The organism is Nocardiopsis nanhaiensis (assembly GCF_054778635.1).
Window position 1 is genome coordinate 117706 of record NZ_BAAGZJ010000011.1, and the last position, 14335, is coordinate 132040.

Consider the following 14335-nt stretch of genomic DNA (forward strand, 5'->3'; position numbering starts at 1 on the left):
GCGAGCCCTAGCTGTGCCGCCCTGCGCCCAGGCCGCACCCGGATTCGAGTACGGCCAGGCAGGCCGGCACAAGCAGGCCGACTCGCCAGAGCAGGCAGGAAGGACGTCCCGACCCGGCTCTACCGCCGCCGTCCGGCCGGGACACTCCGAGGAACTGGGGAGGACCTCGGAAGACGGTGCCCGAAAGTGACCGCACGGGGGAGCGGCCACGGCCCCGAGTTTTAACGACACCACGTCAGAAACTCGGCGCGGCCTCGGATATCGTCATTGGGGGAGGGCCGATCCGGCCCTCCCCCGTTTCTTGCGTCCGAAGCGTGTACCGCAGACCACCCAGGAGTCCCACCGTGCCCACCAACCCGTTCGCCCCCGAGGTCGTCACCGCCGTCACCGAGCACATGAACGGCGACCACCCCGAGGACACGCTGGTCATCTGCCGGGCGCTGGGCGGCCAGCCCGACGCCACCGCCGCCCGGATGACCGGCCTCGACGGCGAGGGAGGCGACTACGCGGTCACCGTGGACGGCACCGAGCGCAGCGTGCGCATCCCCTGGGACGAGCCGCTCACCGAGCGCGCCCAGATCCGCCTCGAAGTCGTCCGCATGTACAAAGAGGCCTGCGACAAGCTAGGCCTTCCCCCGCGCCAACAGCACTGACCCCTCGAAACCCGCACCGGCCCCGCACCGACCGGGAATGCACCCGTTCGATGACTCCGGGTCACAAACCCCGGAACCAAGACGGCCCGGACCGCGTCCCACAAGTGACCGGGGGCATGCGGTCGCCCGCGCTGAAAGAGGTGGCACCACCACTCCACCGGGCTCGCGGAAGACCTAATCTGGAGAGGTCCGGCCCCCGGACGCCCGCAACCGACCCGCCTATCCGAAGGATGGCTCCGGCCTCGATGGTCACGCCCGACCCCGGTGACGAGAACGCACCGACCCGAAGGATCGATCCCACCCCGCCCACCACCCGCAAGAACCCGGCGGTGGGCGCCACGCGCTGGGTCACACGCGTATTCCGGCCGGGATCGGCCCGACCACCGGAGCAGCAACCCGACGACGGGCCCACGCGCGTCGTTCCCCCCGGCTCTGACCGCACCACCGTTCTCCCTGGCACCGACCGCACTACCGTCCTGCCCGGTGACTCCGCCACCGATGGCACCAAGGTCCAACAGCCCGCCTCCCCCGCCACGCCCGCCGCACCCCTGGGCCGGGACCGACCCGCGCGCCAGTCCGGCACCGGCGACCCTCAGGGCGGCCGCACGCCGTGGTGGCGCGTGCTCTTCGGCCCGCTCCTCGACTGGATGGCCCGCGTGGTCTCGCGCGTGGTCGTCGGCCCCGCCGGTGACCTCGACTACGCCGTGCCCGCCGACCTCCGCCGCCGCTACCAGGTCCTGGACCGCATCGGCGCGGGCGGTGAAGCCGTCGTCTACCTGGCCGAACCCACCGACTCCCGCGGACGCGAACTCGCCCTCAAGGTGTACCGGCCCGGCCACGACATCAACCGCGAGCTCCTGGACCGCCTGCGTGCCCGAAGCACCGCCTCCCCGTACACCCCCGCCATCCACGGATACGGGTCCGCCGCGAGCTCCTGGGGCGAGGACTTGGCCTGGGAAGCCCAGGAGTACTTCTCGCTGGGCACCCTGCGGGAGGTCATCGACCAGGCGCCCCTGGACGACGAGCGGGCCAAGGCCGTGGTCCGTGCCGTGGCGGACTGCCTGGACCACTGGCAGTCCGAGCTCCAGCACAACCACACCGACGTCAAGCCCGAGAACCTCCTGGTCCGCTCCCTGGATCCGCCGGTGGTGGCTCTCACCGACTTCGGCGGCGCCGTGCGCGCCACGATGAGCCGCGTCTACGGCGGGCAGGCCATCACCGAGGACTACGCCGCCCCCGAGGTCATCGAGGGCCGCCGCGAGGCCCCGGCTTCGTGGTGGTCGCTGGGCGTGATGGTGCACGAGCTGATCTCCGGCCGCCGCCCCGAGCGCGGCGGCAACTGGCTGACCGCCCGCAACACCGAGGTGGACATCTCAGCGATCACCGACGAGCGCTGGCGGCTCCTGGCCCGCGGCCTCCTCACGCTGGCGCCCTCGGCTCGCTGGGGCCACGCCGAGGTCGCCGCCTGGCTGGCCGGTGAGCGCCCGCAGATCCGTGCCGCCCGCCGCATGCGCCCGATCAACTTCGCCGGGACCTCGCACGAGGACCCGCCCAGCCTCGCCTTCGACCTGCTGGACCGCTCCGAGACCGGCGCCATGTGGCTGCGCAACCACTGGTCGGAGCTACGCACCTGGTTGGACCGCGAGGTCAACGACTACACCTTCGACCGCGCCTACCTCACCGGTCTGGACGCCCGGCCCGACCTCGCGCACGTGGCGATCAGCGCTCTGGCCTCCCGCTACGTGCCGGGCATGCCGCCGCGCTTCCGAGGGCACGAGATCAGCGCCGACGGGCTACTGACCCTGGCCACCGGCGAATCGAGCCGCCACGCGGTGGTGCGTGAGGCCGTGGAGTCGGGTGTGGTGGGCTTGGGTGCCCAGCACTGGTGCCCGCACCCCGCGTGCCGTTCGGGAGGGTCCGGACGGTGCGCGCTGCTGGAGCGGGTGCAGCACGAGGTCCCGCTCCTGATGAAGCGGGTGCACGAGGCCGTCGACCTGGCAGCGGGAGCGGGCCCCAACGCGCCCCGGCGCCCCGCGGCCCACGAGATCGACTCCACCTGGGCGCGGGCCGTGGAGCTCGTCCTAGTGCCCGAGACCGCTTCCCAGCACCGGTCACTGCTGCGCCGCCAGTCCTGGCATCCCAGCCAGCGCAGCGCCGCCCCGAACGCACCCTGGTGGCTGGAGCAGCGCAAATCGGCCCTCCGTGACGGCGGCGACCAGTTGGCCAGCCGCGGCGCGATGCTCACCGCTCTCCTGCTGCTGCCCGAGGCGGATCGGATCGGGGGCGCGATCGCCGAACGCGAGCGCGCCGACGGCAAGGCCCGCCGCCAGGACCGGTGGGCCTCCCTGGCAGGTTCGGCCCGCGAGCGCTGGGAGGGCACGCAGGAGAAGCTGGCCACGGCCAAGCAGCGCCGCGCGGAAGCCGTGACCACGCGGCCCGAGAGTCCGGCGCTGCCCGAGGACCCGACCCGGCCGGAGGAGCCGGCGACCGCCAAGGAGCGGCGCAAGCAGGAGCGGGCGTCCCGCAGGGTCGAGAAGACCATGGGCCAGATCCAGCGTGCGATGAAGGCGGGAAAGTGCCGCCGCTTCGCCTACCCGGCCGCCCTCTTTGGCCTGGTCGACGGTCTGGGCCGGGCGATCCGCCCCGAGGAGGGGTTCTTCCCGGAGAGCGCGTTCGTCGCTGAGGCCTACCCGGGCCTGTTGGACTTCAGCGCCAACCCGGTGGCCGACGGGGCGGCCTCGCTGACCGGCCTGCTGCCGGGCGGCATCGGTGCGTTCTGGTGGTTCCCGGTGCTGCTGGCGGTGCTGCTGGTGGTGATGGGCCGTGTCGCCGCGAAGCCCACTGCCAAAGCGCGGCGGCGCTTGGGTGCCTTCCGGCTGGCGGTGGTGGGGTCGCTGCTGATGGTCGTGGTGCTGCTCTCCACGGGCCTGTTGGCGTTGGGGTCTGGTGTGCTCATCCCCCTGGACGGCCTGCTCGGCTGACCCCGCGCTATGATCTCCCGGTCCGGCGGTGTGCCGGACCACGACGGGAGAGGGTGAACAGGTGGGCGAGGTGTTCGAACTGCGCGCCGGAGAGTACCGGGCGCGTATCGACCGGACCGGTGCAGGGCTGCAAGCGCTCACCTGGGGCGGCCGCGACCTGGTCTGGCCCTACACCCGAGAGGACGGCCCCCTGGCCTTCCAGGGGCAGCTGCTGGCCCCCTGGCCGAACCGGGTCGCCGCCGGCAAGTACGACTTCCACGGCACCGAGTACCGGTTGGACGTGAACGATCCGCCCACCGGTACGGCCATCCACGGACTCGTCCACGAGCTGGAGTGGTCACCCCTGGAGGAGTCCGAGGAGGCCGTGACCCTGCGCCTGGCCTTCCCGGGGACGCCGGGGTACCCGTTCCCGCTGGAGCTGACCGTCAACTACCGGTTGGCCGGGCAGGGCCTGACCGTCAGCACCGCGGCACGCAACACCGGGTCCGCGGCGGCCCCGTTCGGGTTGGGGTTCCACCCCTACCTCACCCTGGGCACGCCGCTGCGGGAGCTGGCCGAGCAGGGCGCGGTCAGGGTGGAGGCCGCCATCGGCAGCCACCAGCCCACCGATGCCGCCCTGCTGCCCTCGGGCGCCCCTAAGCCGGTCGCCGGCACCGAGTACGACCTTCGGGCACCCGGCCGTGACCTGGGCACCACGGTGCTGGACACCGCCTTCACCGACCTCGAACGCGACACCGAAGGCCGCGCCTGGGCCAGTCTCACCGGCCCCGAGCACCGGGTGTCCCTGTGGTCCGGGGCCGGCTTCGGGTGGCTCCAGCTCTTCAGCTCGGACACCCTGGGCGGCGATCACCACCGCGCCAACTTGGCCGTCGAACCGATGACCTGCCCGCCCGACGCTCTCAACAGCGGCACGGACCTGATCGTCCTGGCTCCGGGGGAAGAGGTCGAGCGAACCTTCGGAATCCTCGCCGACAAGACGGGCTGAACGGCGTCGGCTCGCACCCCCTTGTCGGTGACGGGTGTCATAGTGGGTTCATGACGACCCTTGGGCAGCTCCGGAAGGCCGCGCTCTCCCATCCGGAGGCTGAGAGACAGGAGGCCGGACCCGGTGCGACCGCGTTCACTGTGCGCGGTACCGCCTTCGCCTCGGCGGACGCCGACGGCGGTGTGCGCCTCAGCCTCCCCGAGGCCGAAGCGGCCGAGGCCCTCTCCGGCTACGCCTCCGCGGAGACCGTGGGCTCCGAGGTGCGGATACCGCTGGCCGACATCGACGGGCAGCAGCTGAACCACTGGGTGTGGCGTGCCTGGCTCCACTGCGCGCCCGAACCCCTCATGCAGCGGGCGCTCGCTGCCGAAAGGGCGGTACCCGGAGAGGTCGGTGACCTGCCCAGGGGAATCGGGAGGCCGGCCACCCGGGCTCTGGTCGGTCTGGGCGTCACCACGCTCGACCAGGTCGCCGAGTACTCCGAGGCCGAACTCACCGCGATGCACGGGGTCGGCCCGAAGGCCGTCCGGCTGCTCGGTGAGGTGCTCGGCTCCTCCGGCCGCGGGTTCAGGCCCCCTCGAGGATCTCGGTGAGGCGGACCAGGTCCTCCTCGGTGTCGATGTCCTCGGGGCTGGCGATGTCGTCGCAGGCGACCGTGGTGACCAGGTGGGAGTAGGTGCGCAGGAAGGGGCGGGCGCCCACGTCCTGTTCGGCCATCGAGTAGACCGTGGACCAGTGTTCGCGCCCCAGCATCACCGGGTTGCGGGGGTTGCCGTTATAGGTGGCCACCGCTGCGCGGGCGCCCTGCTCGTAGGCCTCCACCAGGCGGTTGACGGCCTCAGCGGTGACCAGGGGCTGGTCGGCGAGGGCGACGAGGACGGCGTCTACGGCGTCGGGCATGGCGTCGATTCCGGCACGCACCGAGGAACCCATGCCGGTGGACCAGTCGGGGTTGTTCACGGTGAGGGCACCGGCCACACTGGTGTCCGCGGCGCCCAGGACGACCATGACCGGGCCGCAACCGCCCCGGGTCAGGGTTCGTACGCCCCGGTCGACGAGGCGTACACCGCCCACTTCGACCAGAGCTTTGGGGCGACCGAGCCTGCTCCCAGACCCCGCCGCCAACAGCAGGCCCGCTACCAGGCCCATTCCCCTGCCCTCCGATTCCCCAGTACCCATGACGCGATGATGCCACGGGCCGGGTTCTCGAGTGGTCTCCCTTGGCGAGCCCGTCGGCGAGAATCGCGCCACGGCCCCGAGGGCGCTGCTCTGAACTGGTGTTTTCCAGCGGCCCCGGTTTCGGTTCACCGCTCCCAGTGACCGAATCCGGCCGGAATCAGCGGTGCATCGGGCGTGTCCCGATGGATTCTGCCGCTGGTCTCCCGCAGGGCGCGGCCGCTCCCGCCCCAGCGCGTCTGCACGAGTTCGGCGGCGATGGACACGGCTGTCTCCTCCGGGGTCCGGGCACCCAGGTCGAGCCCGATCGGCGAGTGCAGCCGTTCCATGGCCCCCTCGTCGACGCCCGCCTCCCGGAGCCGCTCGATCCGGTCGTCGTGGGTGCGCCGCGATCCCATGGCGCCGATGTACCCGGCCTGGGTGGTCAGCGCCCGCTTGAGGACGGGAACGTCGAACTTGGGGTCGTGGGTGAGCACGCAGATCGCGGTTCGCTGGTCGATCTCGTCGGCGATCTCGTCCAGGAACACGTGCGGCCACTTCACCACCACGTCCTCGGCCGTGGGGAACCGCTTGGCGGTCGCGAAGACCGGGCGGGCGTCGCAGACCGTCACCCGGTAACCGAGGTAGGTGCCGAGGTCGGCCACGGCGGCCGCGAAGTCGATGGCGCCGAACACCAGCATGCGGGGTGCCGGGGTGAACGACTGGACGAACACCTCCAGCTCGTCGCCGCGTCGCTGACCGTCCGTGCCGTAGTGCAGGAGCCCGGTGCTTCCCTGGGCGAGCATGCCTCGGACGTCGTCGTCGAGGGCCGCGGCCAGGCGCTCGCCCCCGTTGCCCAGATCCCCCTCCGCGTGGCCGGGCCAGACCACACGGCGGCGGCCCACCCGGTCCGTGTCCGAGGGGTCGGCCACGATCGTGGCCACCGCCACCGGCTGGTGCTCGTCGATGGCACCGATGACAGAACCGAGTTGGGCGTAGGTCTGCCGGTTGATCGGCTCGACGAACATGTGCAGGGTTCCGCCGCAGGTCAGGCCGACGCTGAAGGCGTCCTCGTCGCTGACGCCGTAGGTGCGGCGCACGGGGGCACCGGTGCGGATGGCTTCCAGCGCCTCCTCGTAGACCGCTCCCTCCACGCAGCCACCCGATACGCTTCCGGTGACCTCTCCGGACGCGCTCACCAGCATGGCCGCGCCCGCGTCCCTGGGAGCGCTCTTGTAGGTGTCGATGACCGTCGCCACCGCGAACGTCTCCCCCGAGACGTACAACTCGGACACGGTCCCTCGGATATCACGCACTCGGCACCACTTCCAGAATCCCCGCTTCAGGCTCCACCAACTCCTGTGGGCCCCGATACCAATCTATGTGCCCCAGACAACACAGAAGAGCCCCCGTTTCTCCAGAAAACGAGGGCTCGATTCGGTTTCATCTACGAACGGGCCGGTGAAGGGGCCCGTTCTCACGGCTGCTCGGGTTCCGCTCCCCCACCGCGCTCGGGCTCCTCGCCCTCGCCGAGGACCAGCAGCGACCGGAACTCCGCCAGGTTGCGCTGGGCCAGCTCTCCGTCGGTGCTCTGAATAGCCATGACCGGCAGTGACGTGCCGTCCGACAGATCCAGGCACGGCCAGGGCTCACCCACCGGCATCCGGATGTCCAGGACCTCCGGCCACGCCAGGTAGTGCGTGCGGATCCCGTTGATCACGATCACGTTCTTCGTACTGGCGATCAGCCGGGGCCGACCCAGCATGTTCAGCCCGCCGGCGATGGCCAGACCCATCCCGACCACCAGGATCCGGTCCAGCACACTCCAATCATTGGGCAGGATCACGGCGAGCACGACCATGGTGCCCACGATCAGCAGGGCGAGGCCGTAGGCGACCAGCCGCACCGCCCTGGGCCGCCAGGTCTTCGGCAAGGTCGGCTTCTCCGATACCCCATCCACAGCTTGTTCCCTCGTCCGCACCAACTGCTCCATCCGTGTCCGGTCCCCGGCGCGCGAACCGGCGAAGGGGGTGGGGTTCAGCGGCGCAGCCCGCGGAGGGCCACCGCCGTGTCCAAGGCGGCAAGCGCGGCTTCGGCGCCCTTGTTCTCGACGCTTCCTGGCAGCCCCGCGCGGTCGCGCGCCTGTTCAAGGGTGTCACATGTGAGCACACCATTGCCCACGGGGGTGGATTCACGCAGGGCCACCTCGGTCAGCCCGTGGGTGACCGACTGGCACACGTAGTCGAAGTGCGGGGTGCCCCCGCGGATGACCGCTCCCAGCACGATCACCGCGTCGTGCTTGCGTGCCAGCTCCTGCGCCACCACCGGGATCTCCACCGCTCCCGCCACCGTCACCACGATGGTCTCGGCCGCTCCCGAGCTCTTCACCACATCGAGCGCGTTGGCGAGCATAGGCTCGATGATCGGCGCGTTCCAGCGGGTGGTGACGATGCCGACCGACATCCCCGAGGCGTCGACCTGGTGTTCGTCCGGACGTCCTGTGCCGCTCATGCTCGGCCCTTCGGTTCGTGGTTGGTTCTACTTCGCGACGCCGGCCAGGTCATGGCCCATGCGGTCGCGCTTGGTCAGCAGGTAGGAGAGGTTGTCGTCGGTGACGAACGTGGGCATCGACACACGCTCGACCACGCGCACACCGTGCCGCTCCATGCCCTCGGCCTTGGCCGGGTTGTTGCTCAGCAGGCGCACGGAGGACACGCCCAGGTCCGCGAGGATCCGGGCACCCGCGCCGAACTCGCGCGCGTCGGCGGGCATGCCCAGTTCGAGGTTGGCGTCGACGGTGTCAGCGCCCCGGTCCTGGAGGCTGTAGGCGCGCAGCTTGTGCAGCAGCCCGATGCCCCGGCCCTCGTGACCGCCCATGTACACGATCACCCCTCGCCCTTCCTTGGCGATGTCGGCCATGGCGCTGTCCAGCTGGGCGCCGCAATCGCAGCGGTTCGAGCCGAAGGCGTCCCCGGTGAGGCACTCCGAGTGCACCCGGGCCAGGACGTCGCTGCCGTCGGTCAGGTCTCCGTAGACCAGGGCGATGTGCTCGGCGCCGTCCGCGGTGCCCTTGTAGCCGATCGCGCGCCACTCACCGTGCTGGGTGGGCATGCGAGTCTCGACCATACGGCTGACCAGCGGGGGGTTGGCTTCCTCTTCCGTGAGGACCTGGCCGAGTGCGGCACGGTAGGCGGCCAGCTGCTCGACGGAGACCAGCTTCAGGCCGTGCTCGTCGGCGAACTCGCGCAGGCGGGGCAGCCGCGCCATGGTGCCGTCGTCGTTGACCACTTCGGCCAGCACCCCGGAGGGGTTCAGGCCGGCCAGGCGGGCGAAGTCGATCGAGGCCTCGGTGTGGCCGCGGCGGGCCAGGACACCGCCCGGGCGGGCGCGCAGCGGAAGGATGTGGCCGGGGCGCACGAAGTCGGTGGGGCGGCTCTCGGCGGCGGCCAGCAGGCGGATGGTGTGGGCGCGGTCGGCGGCCGAGATACCCGTGCTGACGCCCTCGCGGGCGTCGACGGTGACCGTGTAGGCGGTGCGCAGGCTCTCTTCGTTGCGCGCGGTCATCAGCGGGAGTTCGAGGCGGTCCAGGGCGTCGCCCTCCATGGGGACGCACACGACACCGGAGGTGTAGCGGATCATGAACGCCAGCAGTTCCGGGGTGGCGAGCTCGGCGGCGAAGATGAGGTCACCCTCGTTCTCGCGGTCCTCGTCGTCCACGACCACGATGGCTCTGCCATTGGCGAACTCGACGATGGCGTCCTCGATCGGGTCGAGGACGACGGACTGCTCGTGGTCGGCGGCCGGGCTGGTGTCGGTGACGGTCATTCCCGCTCCCTGAAGGTACGTCGTGGGTGATTCGGTGGGTGGTGTGGCGGCGCGCCAAGAGTGGCGCGGACGCGGGGTCAGGCGCGGGCGCCGTCCTGCTTGCGGGCGCTTTCCTGCGCGCGGGCCTGGGCGACCGCGGTGATGCGCTCCACGTACTTGGCGATGACGTCCACCTCGATGTTCACGGTGGCGCCGACCGCCAGACCGCCGAGAGTGGTGGCCTCCAGGGTGGCCGGGATGAGGCTGACCTCGAAGAACTCGTCGTCGGCGCCGGGGGCGCTCACGGCTGAGACGGTGAGGCTGGTGCCGTCCACGGTGATGGAGCCCTTCTCCACCACGTAGGGGGAGAGGTCCGGTGCCATGCCGAAACGGAGAACGTCCCAGTTGTCGCCGGGATTCCGGGAGATGAGGGTGGCGGTGCTGTCGACGTGCCCCTGGACGATGTGGCCGCCGAGACGGCTGTCCGTGCGGGCCGCGCGCTCCAGGTTCACGGGGGCACCGGGGGTGAGGTCGCCGAGGGAGGAGCGGTCCAGTGACTCCTTCATCACATCGGCGGTGAAGGTGCCCTCACCCCGGTCGACGACGGTCAGGCACACACCGTTGACCGAGATGGAGTCGCCGTGCTCGGCGTCGGAGCTGACCAAGCGGCCGCGCACGGTGAGCAGAACAGCCTCGCCGTTGGCACCGGCCGGTTCGAGAGAGATGACCTTGCCGAGCTCTTCCACGATTCCGGTGAACACGCCCTACGTCCCTTCGCCTGTGCGGCTCCGGGGAAAAGGCTGTGGAAAACGGGTCCACGGCAAGGACGACACCGAAAGCCGTAGCCGCGGAGCGGCACGGCTCAGACCCGCCCCAACGCGTACTGCCTCCCATCCGGACTTTAACCGTCGGTACCGGAATTTCACCGGTTCAACCGACCGATGGACTCGGCCGGGTCGCGGACTGTCACCGCCGGTTCGGACTTTCACCGACCCCGGAGCACGCGTTTGACTCTTGTCTAAACGATCCCGATCCTAGCCTCTCCATGACACGAACGCATAGTCGGTGTGACGGGAGTCATGTCTGACCGGTGTCCTTGGTCCCGCCTTCGGAGGACTGGGCGGGGTGCTCCTCCGGGCGGGCGGCCAAGCCGCTGCGCACGAACATCTCCGGGGCACCGTAGGTCGCCCAGAAGGCCAGAACGCCGTAGACCGCGAAGGCCACCAGCGCCGCGGGCAGACCGGCCAGGTCCCGGAAGAGAACCTGCTCCAGGACCAGGATGAGCACGACCACGGAGATCCCGAGGACGAAGCGGGCCACCCGAGCAGTGACCGCGCCCGCCGCGCTGTACCAGCCGCGCCGGTGCAGCAGGGTGAGGCCGAGGACACCGCCCAGGAGCGCCCCGCAGGTCGTGTAGAGCCCGGCGAGGGTACTTCCGGCCGGGTCCGCCGGGGTGGCGCCGATCCACTCGGTAGCCGGAACCGCCCAGTCGCCGCGCACGCCCAGCTGCCACGCGGTCGCCGCGACACAGGGCACCAGCGCGAAGGCGAGAAGGTACGACACCCAGCGCGCCGTGTCCAGGGAGTGCCACCACGCCAGCACGCGGTCCTCGTAGCGCAGGACCGCCCACAGCAGGGCACCGCCGACCAGCAGGCCGACCAGCACGTCGCTGAAGAAGTGCGCACCCAGGTAGATCCGGGAGAAAGCGACGAGAGCGATCACCGCGACGGCCGCCCACAGCAGGGCCCGGCGGCCGGACTTCACACCCAGGTAGCCGTAGGCCACGATCGCGGCCTGGCTGTGCCCCGAGGGCATCCCGAAGCTGCTGTGTTGGCTGTAACCGGTGATCTGTGCGTCGAACCAGTAGGGCCGAGAGCCGTAGGAGAACGACTTGAGCAGGTTGTTCACCACGGCTGAGGCGATGACCACGGCGAACAGACGAGCGCCCAGGCCCGCGTGGACGCTCCAGAAGACGGCGGCCAGCAGGGCGACAATGACGCCCTGCGAGCCCAGATGGGTGATGGCGCCGAGCGGATGGGCGAGCCACTCCCCCGCACCCTGCAGCCACAGGATGGCGACGTTCTCCGCCTCCCACAGCGCGTCCATGGCCAGGTGCTCGGAACTCCAAGCGTTCACGCGTACTCCACGGGTCCGCGCCTGGCAACGCGCTCACGCCGCGCCGCTCCCCCGGACACGGGCACTTCGGGCGCGTGGAGGGGAAGACGGAGCCGCGACCAAGCGATAATCAACGACTACAGCGGGCAGCATAGGGCGCCGAGTGCCACTGTGACCAGGTCCACACGGCCGCCGCGCCGCGATCGTTATGCGCTGGCCTGCTGGGCCTGGGCTCGGAGGGACTCAACCGCCTTGGCGGGGTCCTGGGCACCGTAGACGGCGGAGCCCGCCACGAAGACGTCGGCGCCGGCCTCGGCGGCACGTTCGATAGTCTCGTCGCTCACTCCCCCGTCGACCTGCAGCCACACCGCGGCCTCGCGGTCGTCCAGCAGCTGACGGGCCCTGCGGATCTTGGGCAGGATCAGGTCCAGGAACTTCTGGCCGCCGAACCCGGGCTCGACGGTCATCAGCAGGAGCATGTCCATCTCGCCGATGAGGTCCGCGTAGGGCTCGACCTGCTCGGCGGGGTTCAAAGCCAGGCCGGCGCGGGCACCCTGCTTGCGGATCTCGCGCAGCGTGCGCACGGGGGCGTTGGCCGCCTTGGCGTGGATGGTGACACTGCCCGCGCCCGCCTCCGCGTAGCCGGGGGCCCAGCGGTCGGGGTCCTCGATCATCAGGTGGCAGTCCAGCGGTGTGGAGGCCGCCTTGGCCAGGGACTCCACGACGGGCAGGCCCAAAGTGAGGTTGGGTACGAAGTGCCCGTCCATGACGTCGACGTGCAGCCAGTCCGCGGTCGGAACGGCGGCCGCCTCGTCGGCGAGGTGCGCGAAGTCGGCGTTGAGGATGCTGGGAGAGATCTGAATTGCCACGTCAGCAGTGTATCCAGGCCCGTAGGGGGCAGGTGTGCGGCGGGGACCACATCGATCGATGGGAGCGCCATGCTTGATCAGGACGGCCTCCAGGACTTCCTGGAGGCCTACAGCCGAGAGCTGGTGGGCGGAGACCTCGACGGGATCGCCGCGCGGTACAGCTATCCGGCCTATGTGGCGGGAGACGAGCAGAGCATTCCCGTGACCGCGCCCGCGGACGTCAAGGCGGCCTTCGCGGGCGCCGCCGAGCAGTACCGCAAGCGCGGGATGGTCGGCGCGGTGGCCGAGATCCGGCGGACCGAGGAGCTCACGTCGAGGCTGGTGTGGGCGGACGTGCGCTGGTCCTACCAGGACGAGAAGGGCGCGGAGGTCCAGGCCGAGTCCTACCGGTACCTCCTGAGGGAGGCCGGGAACTCCTGCCAGATCTGTGTCGTGGTCGCCACGGGCGCGGAGTAGCCCGGCAGGGACGGGAAACCCTGCGGAGGCGGGAAACCCAGTCGTCTCGAACCCGCTGCTGCGGCATACTGCGCTCCCTGGACCACACACCACGGATTGCGACGGCACAGTGCGGAAGAACGACTACGACGGTTTCGCCGCCGCCTACTCGGCGGACAACGAAGCCAACCTGGTGAACGGCTACTACGAGCGCCCCGCGATGGTGAACCTCGCCGGCGACGTGGACGGGCGCCGCATCCTCGACGCCGGCTGCGGGTCCGGCCCCCTGGCCGCGGAGCTCCGTGCCCGGGGCGCCACCGTGACGGGCTTCGACTCCAGCGCGGAGATGGTCAAGCTGGCCCGGCAGAGGCTGGGCGAGGACGCGGACCTGCGCGTCGCCGACCTCGACCGGCCCCTTCCGTTCGCCGACGGCGCCTTCGACGACGTGGTCGCCTCCCTGGTCCTCCACTACCTGCGGGACTGGACCGGAGCGCTCGCCGAACTGCGGCGCGTGCTGAAGCCGGGCGGCCGCCTCGTCCTTTCGGTGAACCACCCCATCGTCTACAAGTGGCTCAACCCCGAGGCCGACTACTTCGCCGTCACCGAATGGTCGGACACCCACTCGTTCAACGGCCAGGCGGCCACCCTCACCTACTGGCACCGGCCCCTGCACGCGATGACGGACGCCTTCACCGGCGCGGGCTTCCGCATCGCCGCCATCAGTGAACCGTCCTACGCACCGGACACTCCGCAGGAACTGCTGCCGCCGAGCCTCCGGAACCGGACCGCCTTCCTGGGTTTCCTCTTCTTCGTGCTGGAAGCGGGCTAGGGCGGACGGGCTTCGCGGCTCGCAGGCCTACTCGGGCTTCTTGCGGAAGAGGGCGAGGAACATCGCGTCGGTGCCGTGGACGTGCGGCCAGAACTGCACGTAGCTGCCCTCGGGTCCCGCGGCGAGGTCGGGAACCTCGTCGAGGTAGTCGGGGGCGCGCAGCAGCTCGAGGTCGTCGCGCTCGGCGAGGACCTTCCGAACGATCACGTCGGTCTCGTCCAGGTGCGGCGAACACGTCACGTAGGCGACCGCCCCGCCGGGACGCGCGGCCTCGGCGGCGCTGGTGAGCAGGTCGTGCTGGAGCGGGGCCAGCTGGGTGACGTTCTCCGGGCCGCGACGCCATCGGGACTCGGGGCGCCGGCGCAGCGCGCCCAGGCCGGTGCACGGAGCGTCCACCAGGACACGGTCGAAGGAACCCGACTTCCAGGCGGGCTTGGTACCGTCGGCGGCGATCACGCGCCCGGCGTCACGGGGCGCACGGCGCACGGCGCCCGCCACCAGGCCCGCCC

Annotated in this window: 14 protein-coding genes, 1 pseudogene and 1 riboswitch; of the genes and pseudogenes, 6 read left to right on the top strand and 9 right to left on the bottom strand. The window is 70.9% G+C overall.

The annotated features are described in order from the left end of the window. Positions 1 to 395 precede the first annotated feature (395 nt). The 4 genes from ACYVD1_RS07860 to ACYVD1_RS07875 all read left to right on the top strand — a co-directional run bounded on the left by ACYVD1_RS07860 (position 396) and on the right by ACYVD1_RS07875 (position 5212). Positions 396 to 653: a DUF2470 domain-containing protein gene (locus ACYVD1_RS07860; RefSeq protein WP_460769690.1), complete on the top strand. Its 258-nt coding sequence runs from the start codon at positions 396 to 398 to the stop codon at positions 651 to 653. Between the two features lie 245 nt (positions 654 to 898). After that, complete coding sequence (locus ACYVD1_RS07865) at positions 899 to 3634, top strand: serine/threonine-protein kinase (protein ID WP_460769639.1); 2736 nt, start codon at positions 899 to 901, stop codon at positions 3632 to 3634. Positions 3635 to 3695: 61 nt separating this feature from the next. Next, positions 3696 to 4619 carry an aldose 1-epimerase family protein gene (locus tag ACYVD1_RS07870; RefSeq protein ID WP_460769641.1) on the top strand — a complete coding sequence of 308 codons (924 nt, stop codon included), beginning with the start codon at positions 3696 to 3698 and terminating at the stop codon, positions 4617 to 4619. 50 nt (positions 4620 to 4669) lie between these two features. Further along, positions 4670 to 5212: a hypothetical protein gene (locus ACYVD1_RS07875; protein WP_460769643.1), complete on the top strand. Its 543-nt coding sequence runs from the start codon at positions 4670 to 4672 to the stop codon at positions 5210 to 5212. On the opposite strand, the gene ACYVD1_RS07880 is transcribed toward ACYVD1_RS07875, so the two are convergent. The 8 genes from ACYVD1_RS07880 to rpe form a co-directional block, all read right to left on the bottom strand. Next, the gene (locus tag ACYVD1_RS07880; RefSeq protein WP_460769646.1) at positions 5187 to 5798 is read right to left on the bottom strand and encodes a nucleotidyltransferase family protein; all 612 of its coding nucleotides are present in this window, start codon (positions 5796 to 5798) and stop codon (positions 5187 to 5189) included. The two genes, ACYVD1_RS07875 and ACYVD1_RS07880, sit on opposite strands and share 26 nt — an antisense overlap. Before the next feature lie 125 nt (positions 5799 to 5923). Continuing rightward, complete coding sequence (locus tag ACYVD1_RS07885) at positions 5924 to 7090, bottom strand: XdhC family protein (RefSeq protein ID WP_460769648.1); 1167 nt, start codon at positions 7088 to 7090, stop codon at positions 5924 to 5926. 161 nt (positions 7091 to 7251) lie between these two features. Continuing rightward, entirely contained in the window at positions 7252 to 7767 is a 516-nt protein-coding gene (locus ACYVD1_RS07890; RefSeq protein WP_460769651.1) for a PH domain-containing protein, read from the bottom strand. Between the two features lie 44 nt (positions 7768 to 7811). Then, the gene (gene ribH, locus ACYVD1_RS07895; protein ID WP_460769654.1) at positions 7812 to 8285 is read right to left on the bottom strand and encodes a 6,7-dimethyl-8-ribityllumazine synthase; all 474 of its coding nucleotides are present in this window, start codon (positions 8283 to 8285) and stop codon (positions 7812 to 7814) included. Between the two features lie 27 nt (positions 8286 to 8312). After that, a complete protein-coding gene (locus ACYVD1_RS07900; protein WP_460769657.1) occupies positions 8313 to 9599 on the bottom strand; it encodes a bifunctional 3,4-dihydroxy-2-butanone-4-phosphate synthase/GTP cyclohydrolase II in 1287 nt (428 codons plus the stop codon). A gap of 77 nt (positions 9600 to 9676) precedes the next feature. After that, complete coding sequence (locus ACYVD1_RS07905) at positions 9677 to 10339, bottom strand: riboflavin synthase (protein ID WP_460769659.1); 663 nt, start codon at positions 10337 to 10339, stop codon at positions 9677 to 9679. Between the two features lie 115 nt (positions 10340 to 10454). Beyond that, positions 10455 to 10585: riboswitch (FMN riboswitch) on the bottom strand. 70 nt (positions 10586 to 10655) lie between these two features. After that, on the bottom strand, positions 10656 to 11684 hold the full coding sequence (locus ACYVD1_RS07910; RefSeq protein WP_460769692.1) for a phosphatase PAP2 family protein: 1029 nt from the start codon (positions 11682 to 11684) through the stop codon (positions 10656 to 10658). Positions 11685 to 11899: 215 nt separating this feature from the next. After that, a complete protein-coding gene (gene rpe, locus ACYVD1_RS07915) occupies positions 11900 to 12562 on the bottom strand; it encodes a ribulose-phosphate 3-epimerase (protein ID WP_460769661.1) in 663 nt (220 codons plus the stop codon). Positions 12563 to 12631: 69 nt separating this feature from the next. Here rpe and ACYVD1_RS07920 point away from each other — a divergent pair, with 69 nt between their 5' ends. Next, the gene (locus ACYVD1_RS07920) at positions 12632 to 13018 is read left to right on the top strand and encodes a DUF6841 family protein (protein ID WP_460769663.1); all 387 of its coding nucleotides are present in this window, start codon (positions 12632 to 12634) and stop codon (positions 13016 to 13018) included. A 109-nt stretch (positions 13019 to 13127) separates the two neighbouring features. Continuing rightward, complete coding sequence (locus ACYVD1_RS07925) at positions 13128 to 13826, top strand: class I SAM-dependent methyltransferase (RefSeq protein ID WP_460769665.1); 699 nt, start codon at positions 13128 to 13130, stop codon at positions 13824 to 13826. A gap of 27 nt (positions 13827 to 13853) precedes the next feature. Here ACYVD1_RS07925 and ACYVD1_RS07930 read toward each other — a convergent pair. Next, positions 13854 to 14335 (bottom strand): annotated as a pseudogene (locus tag ACYVD1_RS07930) (rRNA cytosine-C5-methyltransferase); the annotation flags it as partial.